The following is a 13883-nucleotide window of genomic DNA, read 5'->3' as shown; positions in this document are numbered from 1 at the left end:
ATCACGTTATGGCGACCTTACCTGACCTGCAGGGCCGCCAGGAACTTTTGCACAGACGACGGCGATGGAATCTTGCACCAATCGTGCCAAGGTGGACGCAAACTCAAGGCAAACCATGGCGAAGCAAGGGCAGACCACCGACAACGGACTCGACACCGCCAACGGACTCGATCGGCTGACGTCGGCGGCAACGCAGGCCGGCACGTCCGCAAAGGGATTGCCGCCGGTGCATTTGTGGAATCCGCCATTCTGCGGCGATCTCGACATGCGAATCGCCGGTGATGGTAGCTGGTACTACATGGGCACGCCAATCGGGCGGCAGGCGCTGGTGCGGCTGTTCTCGACCATCCTCAAGCGTGAAGGTGACCGCTATTTCCTGGTCACGCCGGTGGAGAAGGTCGGCATCCGCGTCGATGACGCTCCCTTCACGGCCGTAGAAATGCGGACGGAGAGCGATGCGCGCGGACCGCTGCTGCGATTCCGCACCAATGTCGATGATTGGGTCGCATGCGATGCCGCGCACCGGCTGCGCTTCGAGCCCGGCGACAGCGGCGGCCTGACGCCCTATCTGCATGTGCGGGCCGATCTCTGGGCCAAGGTGACCCGGGCGCTGTACTACGAGCTTGTTGACATGGGCGAGGAGCGGATGATCGATGGGCGTGTCATGTTCGGCGTGGGGTCCGGCGGCGCGTTCTTCCCCATGGCCGATGCAGAAGAGGTGAGGGCGGCGCTTTGAACCAGCCCATGGTGAGGAACGGGGCCGCCGCTGTGGTCAATTCAGCGGATTTCTTCGCGCGGGGCCGCGCGCGGCTGGGCTTCGACGTTCCGCAGGCCCTGCTCGATCCCGATGTCATTCCGGCCAGCGGAGATTCCGGCACCGACCGCATGCTCGAGATCATCTCCCGCGAGCAGCCGATCCGCCCCGCGGCAGTGCTGATCCCGGTGGTCGACCATCCCGAGCCGACGGTCCTTTTGACCCAGCGCTCGCCGAACCTCTCGAGCCATGCCGGACAAATCGCCTTTCCCGGCGGCAAGATCGACGTCACCGATGCCTCGCCGCTCGATGCCGCCCTGCGCGAGGCCGAGGAGGAGGTCGGGCTCGACCGCAGCTTCGTCGACCCGATCGGCTATCTCGACGTCTACGGCACCGCGTTCGGCTTCCGCATCCTGCCCACGGTGGCGCGGGTGCGGCCCGGATTCACGCTCAAGATCAACGCCGGCGAGGTCGACGACGCCTTCGAGGTGCCGCTGGCCTTCCTGATGGACCCCGCCAATCATCAGCTGCATTCCAAGGAGTTTCGCGGCATGGAGCGCTCGTATTACGCGATGCCGTTCGCCGAGCGCTACATATGGGGCGCCACAGCCGGCATCCTTCGGGTCTTGTACGAACGGATATGTCGGCCATGATCCGTGGCGTGTTGACGGAAATCGGAATTTTCCTCATTCCTTTTGCGGTTTATGTGTTGTTCTTGCTCGCGACCAAATCGGGGCTGTTGGTGCCGGCCAGCTGGCCCTTTCATCTGATCACAAAATTGACGGTGGCGGCGCTGGTGTTGGTGATTGCAAGTCTGGTCCTGCTCGCCGAGTTCTCCGGCGCGCCGCCGCGTTCGACCTACGTCCCCGCTCATGTCGAGAACGGCAGGCTCGTTCCAGGGGTCGAGAAATGATCGACGCGCGGGTGCTGCACGCGCCCTGGCTCTCGTCCGGTCCCGCCGCGCGCGTGCTCGCGCTGCTCAATTGCGACGGAGAGGAGGCGCGGGTGGTCGGCGGCGCCGTGCGCAATGCGCTGCTCGGCATCGCCATCGGCGACATCGACATCGCGACCACGGCGCTGCCGGCGGAGGTGGTCCGGCGTGCCAAGGCGGCGTCGATCAAGAGCGTTCCGACCGGCATCGACCACGGCACCGTGACCCTCGTGCTCGAGGGGCATCCGTTCGAGGTCACGACGCTGCGCGAGGATACCGAGACCTTCGGCCGCAAGGCCAAAGTCGAGTTCGGCCGCGACTGGGTCGGCGACGCGCACCGGCGCGACTTCACCATCAACGCGCTCTCCGTCGGGCCGGACGGCGTGGTGCATGATCACGTCGGCGGTCTCGCCGACATCGCCCAACGCCGCGTGCGCTTCATCGGCGATCCCGCCCAGCGCATCGCCGAGGATTATCTGCGCATCCTGCGCTTCTTCCGCATCCATGCGGCATTCGGGCATGGCGCCCCTGATCGCGAGGGCTATCTGGCCTGCATCGCCGGCCGTGGCGGGCTTGCGACGCTGTCAGCCGAGCGCGTGCGCATGGAGATGCTGAAGCTGCTCGTCACCGACGGCGCGGTCGGCGCCGTCGCGGCGATGGCGGATGGCGGGTTGCTGACGGCGATCCTCGGCGGCGTCGCCTATCTCGGTCCGTTCGCCGCGATGATCGGCATCGAGCGCGAGCTGGAGCTGCCGCCGAGCGCGGTCCGCCGTCTTGCCGCGCTCGCGGTCGCCGTGACCGAGGATGCGCGCCGGCTCGGCGTCAGGCTGAAGCTCTCCAATGCCGAGACCAAGGCGCTCGACGGCATGGGCCATCGCTGGTGGCGGTTCGCTTCCGCCGACGAGGCGCGGGTCCGGCGTCTGCTGTATCGTCTCGGCGAGACCGTCTACCGCGACCGCCTGATGCTCGGCTGGGCGCGGGCGCGCGATCGCGGCGACCGGCGATGGCGCGAGCGTGCGCTGTTGCCGCAGCGCTTCACGCCGCCGAAATTGCCGTTGAAGGCGGCCGATTTCATCGCGCGTGGGGTTGCGGAGGGACCGCTTCTCGGTCATGTGCTCACCCTCGCAGAGGATGCCTGGTTGGCTGCGGACTTTCCGCTCGACGAGGCATCGCTGAACGCGATCGCCGACCAGGCGGCGGCGCGCGTCAATCGCGACGGACGTTCATGAATTTTCTGGCAGGCTTTGCCGACATCTCGCTCTCGCAACTCCTGCTCGTCGCCGCCGTCGCCCTGTTCGCTTCCATCATCGGCGGTCTTGCCGGCTACGGCACCGGCGCTCTCATGCCGCTCGTACTGGTGCCGATGGTCGGCGCCGAACCGGTAGTGCCGATCATCGCGATCTCCGCGATCCTCACCAACCTCAGCCGTGTCGTTGCCTATATCAGCCACGCCGACCGTGCGCGCGCCGGAATCGTCATCGCGGCGGCAGCGCTCACGACCGCGCTCGGCGCCTACGGCTACACGCGACTGACCAATGCCGGCGCGGCGTTCGTGATCGGCACGATGCTCATGATGAGCGTTCCGCTGCGGCGGATCCTGCGCAAGCGCGAGGTCCGGATCGGCAATGGCGGGCTTGCCGCCGGCGCGGTCGGTTATGGCGTGCTGGTCGGCGGCACCTCTGGCTCTGGCGTCATCCTGCTGTCGCTGCTGATGGCCGCGGGCCTGGAAGGCGCCGCGGTCATCGCCACCGATGCGATGATCTCGGTGGCGACGGGCGTCATCAAGATCTCGGTGTTCGGCCTCGCAGGCGTGGTCACGGCGCAGGTGCTGGCCTTCGCCCTGCTGATCGGCGCGGTCGCGGTGCCCGGCGCGTTCCTCGCCAAGGCCTTCGTTGCCCGCATGCCGGTGCACATCCACGCCGCCATCCTCGATGCCGCCGTGATCACCGGCGGCGGCGTGATGATCGCGTCGGCGCTGCGACACCTGCTGCCGGCGGAGTAGCTTTCCGGCGTCAGGCCACCTGCTGGCCCGTCTCCCGATCGGATGGCGTGATGGTGTCGGTCTCCGCACGTGCCACGATGGCATCGAGCGCGGCGACGGCCCGGTTCGTCACCTCGTCGATCGGCGGGACCATGCCGCCGGAGGCGAGCTCGACCCGGTTGCGGCCCTTGTGCTTGGCGCGGTACAGCGCGCCGTCGGCGACGCGCAGGATCTCCGTCAGGTCGAGGCCGGCCTCGGGATAGGCGGCGACGCCGACCGAGATCGTCACCCGCGGCAGCATGCCCTCGCCATAGCTGATGTTGAGCGCCTCGACGCGGGCGCGCAGCTCCTCCGCGCGCAGCGCGGCCTCCTCGATTCCGCAGTTCGGCAGCATGACGACGAACTCCTCGCCGCCGAGGCGGCAGGGCACGTCGTCGCCGCGGAACGTGGCCTTGAGGATCTCTCCGACATGGCGCAGCACGGTGTCGCCGGCTTCGTGACCGTGATTGTCGTTGAACGACTTGAAGTGGTCGATGTCCAAGGTCACCACGCTCAGCGGCGTCTGATTGCGCGCGGCGCGCAGCAGTTCGCGGCGTGCCGTCTCGATCAGATAGCGGCGATTGTTCAGCCCGGTCAGCGTATCGCGTAGCGACTGGTCACGCAGGCCTTCGCGCAGCTTCATGTTGGCGATGGCAATCGACAGGTGCTCGGCGCAGGCGAGCGCGAGGCGGGCCCGATCGGCGAAGCGCGCCTTGGCCTCGGCCGCGGTGTCGCGGTCGTCGAAATTGTAGGCGACGTGCAGCAGTCCGACAGTCTCGCCATGGGCCAGGATCGGGATGCAGCAGTAGTTCTCATTGGTCTCGTGGTGCACGTGGTCGCAGCGGAATTCGACCTCGCTCGTGCCATGGACGTAGACATGGCCGCGGCGCAGGCTCCAGCAATCGTCGGGGTGCAGGGTCCGGGTGGGCAGCGTGCCGTTCCATTCGGCGGCCAGTTCGAGCACGTCGCGGCTGTCGGCGTAGATGTAGAGCGCGCCCGTGCATTCCGGCATCAGTCCGCCGAGCACGGTCGAGATCATCCCGTAGAGCTCGCTCTCGGACTTGGCCGATTGCAGCCATTCGCTGAGCTCCGAGAGGGTTCGTGTCGCCGCGTTCAGGCGTTCGTTCTCGACCAGGCTCTTGCGGAACACGGCCAGCGCCCGCGCCATCATGCCGAGCTCGTTGCTGTGGCCGGCATAGGGAATCTCGGTCTGCAGCTCGCCCCTGGCGATCGCCTCCATGCTGCGGGTGATGCGGAAGATCGGCATCGAGACATCGTGGACGACGAACAGCAGCGTCGCCAGCCCGATCAGCACGCTGACGCCGTTGACCGACCACAGCACCAGGCGAAACACCTGGGCATCCAGCGTCGCGCTCTCGATCGCGCTGTCGGCGCGATGGTCGGCGAGCCTGATGCCGTGTCCGATTGCATCGACCACGGCCTGGAAGACCGGCGGCGTTTCGATGTTGACGACATGCTCCAGGCGGTCGCGGCTCGCCCCGACCTCCGGCTCGAGCATCACCGCCTGCTGCTTCTGGTACAGGTCCCATTTGTTGACGAACTCGTCGAACGCCATCTTCAACGGCGCGTCGGTGCCGATCGTGTCCTGGAAGCGCGCGATCTTCGCATCGACGTCGGTGGTGCGGCGTCTCAGCTCCTGCTCGGACGCGGCGCGTGGCTCGGCCGCGGTGGAGAGGGCTGCGCGGATCGCGACGAGATGGGTGTGGGCGATGCTGACGTTGAGATCACCCAGGGTGTGAATCTTCGGCAGCCGGTCGCGGTTGATGTTCTCGATCGCGTCCTGCAGCGCCGACAGCCGCATCGTCGCCATGACCGACACGCCGGCGAGGATCGCCAGCAGCAGGAAGACGGACGTCAGGAGCGAGTTCTTGATCGACACGCCCAGGGAGATCTGCGGCAGATTGAGAGCCATGACACCGACGCTGCTCGAACCGGCTTGCGATCGGTCGAAGCGGCGCGCAAGGACTGGCGCCTATTCCCCTCCAAGCCCCGCAGCGAATAGACGCTTGTGCGAATTTCGATTCGGTTACGGGCAGGCCGCAGGTCACCGGGGGAGGGCACGAACGGCGCGCGCGGTTAAAGGCGCGTGTCCCGTCAAGGTGAACGACGGGCTAACGCTCAGGCCGGCACCAGCTCGGTCAGCGAGCGGATGATGCGGTCGGGCTTGACGTCGGTGCCTTCGGGCAGGCCGTCGCCATGGACGTCGATCCAGATCGAGTAGATGCCGAGCCGCTGCGGCGCGACGATCTCCCATTCGAGATTGTCGCCGATCATCCAGGTGTCGTCCGGACCGACGCCGAGCCGCTCCATCGCGTGCCAATAGGCGCGCTCCTCGGGCTTGCCGAAGCCGTGCTCGCCCTCGATCTGGATGTGGTCGAAGCGATGCGCCAGCGCGAAGCGCTCGATCTTGGCGCGCTGCTGGCCGGCCTCGCCGTTGGTGACGAGCGCCAGCCTGACGCCGCGCGCCTTGAACGCGTCGATCGCCTCGTGGGCGCCGGGGAAGACGAACATCTGCTCGTCGCGGTAGGCGGTGAAGCGGTCGGCGATGCGGATCGCGAGCTCGGTCGGCAGGGCGGCGCCGGCGCTGGTCAGCGCCGCGAAGCCGCCCTTCACCACCTCCTGCCGCGCCTGGATCAGCTTCATCCGCCACTCCGCGCCCGCGACCGACCAGAAGCTGCGCGCGGAGGCCAGGATCGCAGCGGCCACGGCCTGCGGCGTATGCGGCGCGAGTTCGTCGGCGAACTCGGTGGCGACGATGTTCCAGGCGATCTCGGGACGGCCATAGGCCGACAGGATGGTGTCATCCATGTCGATCAGCATGGCGCGGGGCAGGGCGGCGGTCATAATGAGCTTACGGGTCAATCAAACAAGGGTTTCAGGGCCATTTCACTTCAGGCGGCATCGACGACAGAATGGACTCCACATTGCCACCGGTTTTCAGCCCAAATGTGGTGCCGCGGTCATAAAGCAGGTTGAATTCCACATAGCGGCCGCGCCGGATCAGCTGCTCCTCGCGGTCCGCCTCGGTCCAGGGCGCGGCAAAATTGCGCCGGACCAGCTCGGGATAGATGGCGAGAAAGGCGCGGCCGACGTCCTGGGTGAAGGCGAGGTCGGCCTCCCAGTCGCCGGAATCGTGATGGTCGTAGAAGATGCCGCCGATGCCGCGCGGCTCCTTGCGGTGGGGCAGGTAGAAGTACTCGTCGCACCAGCGCTTGTACTTGTCATAGGAGGCGACAGCCGCGTGTGCGTCGCAGGCACCTTTCATCGCGGCGTGGAAGGCGACCGTGTCAGAGTCCTCCTGGGTGCGGCGGCGGTCCAGCACCGGCGTCAGATCGGCGCCGCCGCCGAACCAGGCTTTTGTCGTGACGACGAAGCGCGTGTTCATGTGCACCGCCGGCACGTGCGGCGACCACAGATGCGCGATCAGCGAGATGCCGGAGGCCCAGAACCGCGGGTCTTCCGAGGCGCCGGGAATCTGGCTGCGGAATTCCGGGGCGAACTCGCCATGCACGGTCGAGCAGTGCACGCCGACCTTCTCGAACAGCCGGCCGTGCATCATGCTCATGACGCCGCCGCCGCCATGCCCGCCGCCATGGTCGGTGCGCTCCCACGGCGTGCGCACGAACCGGCTCGGTGCGCGCGGATAGAGCGCAGCCGGCGCCTCGTCCTCAAGCCGCTCGAACGCCGCGCAGATCTGGTCGCGCAGGCTCTCGAACCAGGCGCGGGCGCGGGCCTTGCGATCCTCGATGGCGGCGATGGTCATGGACGCTCCCCCCCTGGCACATTGGCGGTCACCCCGCCGTCAAGAGTCCATGACAGCCGGAGGTGACAGTGCTGTTGTCGCTACGGTTCGGTCCTACCACAATCGATCAGGCCTGCGGACCGAAATAGGTGCAGGTCTCGCGGCAGCTGTCGCGGTGGACGCTGACCTTGGTGACATGGCCGATGGAGCGGACGCGCTCATAGATGAAGCGCGACAGGTTCTCCAGCGTCGGCAGCCCGATCGCCTCGATCTTGTTCAGGAACTTGTGGTCGAGCATGGTCTGGATCTCGCCCAGGCGCTGCGTCAGCACGCCGAAATCCACCACCATGCCGGTCTCGGGATTGGTCGCATCGCCCCGCACCGTCACCTCGGCGCGGAAGGAGTGGCCGTGGATCTCCTGGCTGGCTTCGCCGAGCGTCGTGATCGGCAGCGTATGCGCGGCCTCGAAGGTGAACGACTTGGTCAATTCCCACATCGTGTCAGTCACAATCCTATCTGATGCCGATCATCTTGTGCGTCTGCAGGCTGAGCCGCCATTGCGGATGATGCTGGCAGTAATCGATGGCGCGCGCCGTGTTCGCGGCCGCCTCGGGCCCGTCCATCGGCTGCAGCGAGAAGCGCTCGAAGGCGAGGCCGTCGAACCGCTCCGGCTCGGCTCCCTGCTGCGGATAGACCAGCTTCAGCTCGTGGCCCTGCCGCAGGTTCAGCTCGGCGCCGGCCTTCGGGCTGACGCAGATCCAGTCGATCCCGTCAGGCGGAATGAGCGTACCGTTGGTTTCGACCCCGACCGCGAAGCCGCGGGCGTGGAGCGCTTCGATCAGGTCGGCATCGACCTGCAGCAGCGGCTCCCCGCCGGTGAGGATCGTATAGCGGTCGGCCGCCCCGCCTGTCCATTGCCCGGCGATGGCCGCGGCCAGGTCGGCGGCATTGGCGTAACGGCCGCCTAGCGTGCCGTCGGTGCCGACGAAATCGGTGTCACAGAACCGGCACGTCGCGGTTGCGCGGTCGGCCTCGCGGCCGCTCCACAGGTTGCAGCCGGCGAAGCGGCAGAACACGGCGGCACGGCCCGCCTGGGCGCCTTCGCCCTGCAGGGTCATGAAGATTTCCTTCACCGCGTAGCTCACGCTCCGGCTCCTTGTGACTGCAATTGGACGAATTGTCCGGTCTGGCGCAGCGCCTCGCCGGTGGCGATCGCCGCCGCCATCGCCACGTTCAGCGAGCGCAGTCCGGGCTTGAGCGGAATCCGCAACCGCGCATCGGCCGCTGCCGCCACGCCGTCCGGCACGCCGGCGCTCTCGCGCCCGAGCAGCAGGATGTCGTCCGGCCGGTAGCTGACGTCGAGATAGCAGGTCGCGGCCCTGGTCGTCAGCAGCAGCAGGCGATGGCCCGCTCCGGACCGCCAGGCCTCGAACGCGCTCCAGGAATCGTGCCGCCGCCAATTCAGCTGGTCCAGATAGTCCATGCCGGCGCGGCGGAACTGGCGGTCGGACACCGGAAAGCCCGCCGGCTCGATGATGTGGGCCGCGAGCCCGAGGCAGGCGCAGAGGCGCAGAATCGTTCCGGTGTTCTGCGGAATGTCGGGCTGATAGAGCGCGATCTGCATGCGAATTGGTCTTAAGACTGAGGCTGAAAGTCCGCTTCGGAAGCGGGAATTGGTGCATGGCGTGCTGCAGGGCCGATAGCGGGCTTGCGCTCGTATCGCAAGGGTGCCAATAGAACGATTCTGGACGGCTTGTTCCCCAGGGGCGGTGGAGCGAGCCGTTTTCTGCCGCCGCGGGGGACGCGGGCGCCGGCAGGATCTCCCGGTCACGTGATCTCCCAGGTCGAGATCGTCAGACGTCGAGCGGGGCGGTTCCACCGGCTGCAACGAAGAAAGGGTTGGAATCGTGACAGCGTCTACTGCGGATCATCCGACACGCCGGGATTTTCTTTTCGTCGCCACGGGCGCTACCGCGGCAGTCGGCGGTGTGCTCGCCCTGTGGCCCTTCATCTCCCAGATGAACCCCGATGCCTCGACCATCGCGGCCGGTGCGCCGATCGAGGTCGATCTCGCGCCCGTCGCCGAAGGACAGGACATCAAGGTGTTCTGGCGCGGCAAGCCGATCTACATCTCCCACCGCACCAAGAAGCAGGTCGAGGAAGTGCGCGCGGTGCCGGTGTCGAGCCTGCCGGATCCGGCGACCGACCAGTCCCGCACCAAGGACGGCCACGAGCAGTGGCTGGTCGTGATCGGCATCTGCACCCATCTCGGCTGCATCCCGATCGCGCATGAAGGCAATTACGACGGCTTCTTCTGCCCGTGCCACGGCTCGCAGTACGACGCTTCCGGCCGCGTGCGCCAGGGACCGGCGCCGCTCAACCTTCCCGTCCCGCCCTATCAGTTCGTTTCCGACACCAAGATCCAGATCGGCTGAGCAGACGTTTGTCTTGAGCTCACGCTCGATCGTGCAAGATAATTTCTTCAGGAACGCATCATGAGTGGACCTTCTGACTACCAGCCGAGCCACCCCGCCTTGAAGTGGCTCGAGCAACGACTTCCGATCATCGGCCTGGTCCACTCGTCCTTCGTTGCCTATCCGACGCCGCGGAACCTGAACTACTGGTGGACGTTCGGCGCCATCCTTTCGATCATGCTGGGCGTGCAGATCGTCACCGGCGTCATCCTGGCGATGCACTACACGCCGCACGCCGACATGGCCTTCAAGTCGGTCGAGCTGATCGTGCGCGACGTGAACTACGGCTGGCTGCTGCGCAACATGCATGCCTCCGGCGCGTCGATGTTTTTCCTTGCCGTCTACATCCACATGTTCCGCGGCCTGTATTACGGGTCATACAAGGCGCCGCGCGAGGTGCTCTGGATCCTCGGCGTCATCATTTATCTCCTGATGATGGCAACGGGCTTCATGGGCTACGTGCTGCCGTGGGGCCAGATGAGCTTCTGGGGCGCCACCGTCATCACCAATTTGTTCTCGGCGGTGCCCTATTTCGGCGAGAGCATCGTGACCCTGCTGTGGGGCGGCTACTCCGTCGGCAACCCGACCCTGAACCGCTTCTTCGCGCTCCACTACCTGCTGCCGTTCCTGATCGCCGGCGTGGTCGTGCTGCACGTCTGGGCGCTGCACGTGGTCGGCCAGAACAATCCGGCCGGCGTCGAGCCGAAGACCGAGAAGGACATGGTGCCGTTCACGCCCTATGCCACGATCAAGGACTTCTTCGGCGTCGCCTGCTTCCTGATCTTCTATTCCTGGTTCATCTTCTACATGCCGAACTATCTCGGCGACGCCGACAACTACATCCCGGCCAACCCGGCGGTGACCCCGGCGCACATCGTGCCCGAATGGTACTACCTGCCGTTCTACGCCATCCTGCGCTCGGTGCCGAACAAGCTCGCCGGCGTGATCGCGATGTTCGCGGCGATCATCGTGCTGGTGTTCCTGCCCTGGCTCGACTCGGCCAAGACCCGCTCGAACAAGTACCGTCCGCTCGGCAAGCAGTTCTTCTGGATCTTTGTCGTCGTCTGCGTCGGCCTCGGCTATCTCGGCGCGCAGCCGCCGGAGGGCGTCTACGTCGTGCTCGGCCGTATCCTGACCGTGCTGTACTTCGCCTACTTCCTGATCGTGCTGCCGCTGCTCGCCCGCATCGAGCGCCCGCGGCCGCTGCCGAACTCGATCGCCGACGACGTGCTGGCGAAGTCCGGCCGCAAGGTGGTGGCCTCGGCCGCGATTGCGCTGGTCGCCGCGGTGTCGCTGCTCGCTGGCAGCATGGGCGATGCCCGTGCCAGCGAAGGCCAGGAGAACCCGCCGTCGGTGAAGTGGTCGTTTGCAGGTCCGTTCGGCACCTTCGATCGCGGCGCCGTGCAGCGCGGCCTGAAGATCTACAAGGAAGTCTGCTCGAACTGCCATTCGCTGAACTATGTGGCGTTCCGCAATCTGGCCGAGCCTGGCGGCCCGGGCTACTCGCCAGCCCAGGCGGCCGCGTTCGCCGCCGAGTACAAGATCAAGGACGGTCCGAACGACGCCGGCGACATGTTCGAGCGCCCGGGCCGTCCCGCCGACTACTTCCCGGCGCCGTTCCCGAACGAGCAGGCGGCCCGTGCGGCCAATGGCGGTGCGGCGCCGCCGGACCTGTCGCTGATCGCCAAGGCGCGCTCCTACAAGCGCGGCTTCCCCTGGTTCCTGATCGACTTCTTCACCCAGTTCCAGGAGCAGGGCCCGAACTACGTCAACGCGCTGCTGCAGGGCTATGAAGAGACCCCGCCGCACGGCGTGACCATCCCGGACGGCTCGTACTACAACAAGTACTTCCCCGGCCACGCGATCAAGATGCCGCCGCCGCTGTCCGACGGCCAGGTGACGTTCGACGACGGCTCGCCGGCCACCGTGAAGCAGTATGCCCACGACGTCGCGACCTTCCTGATGTGGACCGCCGAGCCGCACATGGAAGCACGCAAGCGCCTCGGCTATCAGGTGTTCATCTTCCTGATCATCTTCGCCGGGCTGATGTACTTCACCAAGAAGCGGGTCTGGGCTGCCGCGCATTGAGCGGAGCGCGAGCCATCGCCGCATGCGATTGAAAAAGCCCCCTCTGGGGGCTTTTTTTCTTTTGGCCGCTCTGGCCGTCGTAGCATTGGCGAGGCACGGCAGAGGAGGGGACACATGACGTCATTGTTGGCCTTCGCAGGCGCCGCCGTGCTCGAGATCGGCGGCTGCTTTGCGTTCTGGGCTTGGCTGCGGCTCGGCCATTCGCCGCTATGGCTGTTGCCGGGGATGGCCGCGCTTGCCGGCTTCGCCTATCTGCTGACCCTCGCCGACAGCCCGCTCGCCGGCCGCGCCTACGCCGCCTATGGCGGCATCTACATCACGTCGGCGCTGCTGTGGGGCTGGCTGGTCGAAGACCATCGCCCCGATCTGTGGGACGCCGCCGGCGCCCTGATCTGCCTCGCCGGCATGGCCGTGATCCTGTTCGCGCCACGGTCGCTGCCGGTGTAGCGCGGCGACCCGTGGCCGAGCGTGGCGACATCCGGCTACGAAGGCGGTCACGTTGAAGCGAACCCGATCCCCTCCCGTCGCGCCGGACGCGCATTTGCGGTAAACCGCATTCCCAACGTCCCAAACAGAAATTGCGGAGGACCATCATGGGCACACTCATCAGCTTCAAGCGCCCCGACGGCCAGGAGGCCAAGGGCTATCTCGCCAAGGCGGCGCAGGGCAATGCGCCGGGCGTCGTCGTCATCCAGGAATGGTGGGGCCTGCAGGATCAGATCAAGGGCATGTGCGACCGGTTCGCGCTGGCCGGCTTCAACGCGCTGGCGCCGGATCTCTACAAGGGCACGGTGGTGCCCTATCACGACACGGACGCCGCCGGCCGCGAGATGAACTCGCTCGATTTCATGGACGCGACCACGCAGACGGTGCGCGGCGCCGCGCAATATCTCGCCCGTAACGGCGCCAAGGTCGGCCTCACCGGCTTCTGTCTCGGCGGCGCGGTGACGATCATCGGCGCCACCCGGATCGCTGAGCTGACCGCGGGCGTCGTGTTCTACGGCATTCCGCCGGAGCAGGCAGCCAAGCCCGCCGACGTCAAGATTCCGCTGCAGGCCCATTTCGCCAACAAGGACGATTGGTGCACGCCGGCGCTGGTGGACGGCTTCGAGGCGGCGATGAAGGCCGCCGGCAAGTCGCTCGAGCTCTACCGCTACGACGCCGAGCATGCCTTCGTGAACGAGCAGCGCATGACCGTGCACGACCGCGCGGCCGCCGAGCTCGCCTGGGGCCGCGCCACGGCGTTCTTCCACAAGCATCTCGGCTGAGCTGAGGGCAGGGGCGCACCGGTCCGAAGCGGTGCCACGCGGACTTTACACCGCGCGGACGGCCTTGATCTCGGCCGACGTCTGTTCGGCCTCGTCGCGGGACGAGGCGTCGTCGGTCGGCTCCAAGGGACGGGCGGGATCGATGCTGGTCGCCGCGTCGGCGGAGCGCCGTCGACGCTTCGTCCTCTTCGCCTGCGCTTCCAGGAAGCAATCGAGCAGCGTCTGCTGCTTCGGAAGCGCATGCGACACAGAAGGCTGTTTGCCGCGAGCCATGTTAACCAAGGTAATTCAATATGGTTAACCAATCATTGCCATACTATGGCAGATAGACAACAGGTGTTGCCCTCACGCACGGTCAAGTTATGTAACTTTTTGCGGTTGTGACAACCGCCGATCGACAGGAGAGGCCTCATGCACGCGCGCAACATGAGGTTGTGACGGGCCGCACAGCCGCCGGCTGCAGCCTTCCGCCGCCTGGCGCTGCGAGGTTTCCGCGAATCACCGTTGTTTCGCCGGGATATGAGCGTTGATCATGTTCGAAACGCGTCGCTTCGTTCGATGTTCGAATTCGCCGCGTCTCGTCGC

At 66.5% G+C, this 13883-nt stretch carries 16 protein-coding genes; 9 read left to right on the top strand and 7 right to left on the bottom strand.

Features of this window, described 5'->3' with window-relative positions; genetic code table 11:
• Positions 1-115: 115 nt before the first annotated feature.
• The 5 genes from ACQR2C_RS27780 to ACQR2C_RS27760 are packed head-to-tail and all read left to right on the top strand — an operon-like array spanning position 116 to position 3687.
• The gene (locus ACQR2C_RS27780) at positions 116-736 is read left to right on the top strand and encodes a DUF1285 domain-containing protein (RefSeq protein ID WP_315802773.1); all 621 of its coding nucleotides are present in this window, start codon (positions 116-118) and stop codon (positions 734-736) included.
• A gap of 8 nt (positions 737-744) precedes the next feature.
• Complete coding sequence (locus ACQR2C_RS27775) at positions 745-1407, top strand: CoA pyrophosphatase (protein WP_315802774.1); 663 nt, start codon at positions 745-747, stop codon at positions 1405-1407.
• Positions 1404-1667 (top strand): DUF6111 family protein, encoded by a 264-nt coding sequence (locus tag ACQR2C_RS27770; protein WP_315802775.1) that lies wholly within the window; start codon positions 1404-1406, stop codon positions 1665-1667. The genes ACQR2C_RS27775 and ACQR2C_RS27770 overlap by 4 nt, the downstream gene beginning before the upstream one ends.
• On the top strand, positions 1664-2914 hold the full coding sequence (locus tag ACQR2C_RS27765) for a CCA tRNA nucleotidyltransferase (RefSeq protein WP_315802776.1): 1251 nt from the start codon (positions 1664-1666) through the stop codon (positions 2912-2914). The genes ACQR2C_RS27770 and ACQR2C_RS27765 overlap by 4 nt, the downstream gene beginning before the upstream one ends.
• Complete coding sequence (locus tag ACQR2C_RS27760; protein ID WP_434882530.1) at positions 2911-3687, top strand: TSUP family transporter; 777 nt, start codon at positions 2911-2913, stop codon at positions 3685-3687. Before ACQR2C_RS27765 ends, ACQR2C_RS27760 begins: the two co-directional genes overlap by 4 nt.
• A 10-nt stretch (positions 3688-3697) precedes the next feature.
• On the opposite strand, the gene ACQR2C_RS27755 is transcribed toward ACQR2C_RS27760, so the two are convergent.
• From ACQR2C_RS27755 to ACQR2C_RS27730, 6 genes are all read right to left on the bottom strand, one after another.
• Positions 3698-5638: a diguanylate cyclase gene (locus ACQR2C_RS27755; protein WP_315802778.1), complete on the bottom strand. Its 1941-nt coding sequence runs from the start codon at positions 5636-5638 to the stop codon at positions 3698-3700.
• A gap of 206 nt (positions 5639-5844) precedes the next feature.
• On the bottom strand, positions 5845-6570 hold the full coding sequence (locus tag ACQR2C_RS27750; RefSeq protein WP_316178143.1) for an HAD family hydrolase: 726 nt from the start codon (positions 6568-6570) through the stop codon (positions 5845-5847).
• Positions 6571-6601: 31 nt separating this feature from the next.
• A complete protein-coding gene (gene hemF / locus ACQR2C_RS27745; protein WP_315802780.1) occupies positions 6602-7489 on the bottom strand; it encodes an oxygen-dependent coproporphyrinogen oxidase in 888 nt (295 codons plus the stop codon).
• A 106-nt stretch (positions 7490-7595) separates the two neighbouring features.
• On the bottom strand, positions 7596-7964 hold the full coding sequence (locus tag ACQR2C_RS27740) for a 6-pyruvoyl trahydropterin synthase family protein (protein WP_315802876.1): 369 nt from the start codon (positions 7962-7964) through the stop codon (positions 7596-7598).
• 16 nt (positions 7965-7980) lie between these two features.
• Positions 7981-8613, bottom strand: coding sequence for a 7-carboxy-7-deazaguanine synthase (gene queE / locus ACQR2C_RS27735; protein ID WP_315802781.1), 633 nt, complete (start codon positions 8611-8613; stop codon positions 7981-7983).
• The gene (locus tag ACQR2C_RS27730) at positions 8610-9092 is read right to left on the bottom strand and encodes a tRNA (cytidine(34)-2'-O)-methyltransferase (RefSeq protein ID WP_316178147.1); all 483 of its coding nucleotides are present in this window, start codon (positions 9090-9092) and stop codon (positions 8610-8612) included. The genes queE and ACQR2C_RS27730 overlap by 4 nt, the downstream gene beginning before the upstream one ends.
• A gap of 280 nt (positions 9093-9372) precedes the next feature.
• On the opposite strand from ACQR2C_RS27730, the gene petA reads away from it, so the two are divergent.
• The 4 genes from petA (at position 9373) to ACQR2C_RS27710 (ending at position 13298) form a co-directional block, all read left to right on the top strand.
• Complete coding sequence (gene petA, locus ACQR2C_RS27725; protein ID WP_315802877.1) at positions 9373-9903, top strand: ubiquinol-cytochrome c reductase iron-sulfur subunit; 531 nt, start codon at positions 9373-9375, stop codon at positions 9901-9903.
• Positions 9904-9963: 60 nt separating this feature from the next.
• Positions 9964-12030 (top strand): cytochrome c1, encoded by a 2067-nt coding sequence (locus tag ACQR2C_RS27720; protein ID WP_316178149.1) that lies wholly within the window; start codon positions 9964-9966, stop codon positions 12028-12030.
• Positions 12031-12144: 114 nt separating this feature from the next.
• On the top strand, positions 12145-12477 hold the full coding sequence (locus tag ACQR2C_RS27715; RefSeq protein WP_316178150.1) for a YnfA family protein: 333 nt from the start codon (positions 12145-12147) through the stop codon (positions 12475-12477).
• A gap of 146 nt (positions 12478-12623) precedes the next feature.
• Positions 12624-13298, top strand: a complete 675-nt coding sequence (locus ACQR2C_RS27710) for a dienelactone hydrolase family protein (RefSeq protein ID WP_315802785.1) — start codon at positions 12624-12626, stop codon at positions 13296-13298.
• 45 nt (positions 13299-13343) lie between these two features.
• Here the strand turns inward: ACQR2C_RS27710 and ACQR2C_RS27705 are convergent, their stop codons facing one another.
• Positions 13344-13547 carry a hypothetical protein gene (locus tag ACQR2C_RS27705; protein WP_315802786.1) on the bottom strand — a complete coding sequence of 68 codons (204 nt, stop codon included), beginning with the start codon at positions 13545-13547 and terminating at the stop codon, positions 13344-13346.
• Between the last annotated feature and the right edge of the window lie 336 nt (positions 13548-13883).

Source organism: Bradyrhizobium sp. HKCCYLRH3061, assembly GCF_051168015.1.
Taxonomy (GTDB): domain Bacteria; phylum Pseudomonadota; class Alphaproteobacteria; order Rhizobiales; family Xanthobacteraceae; genus Bradyrhizobium.
This window is presented reverse-complemented; position numbering and strand designations above follow the sequence as displayed.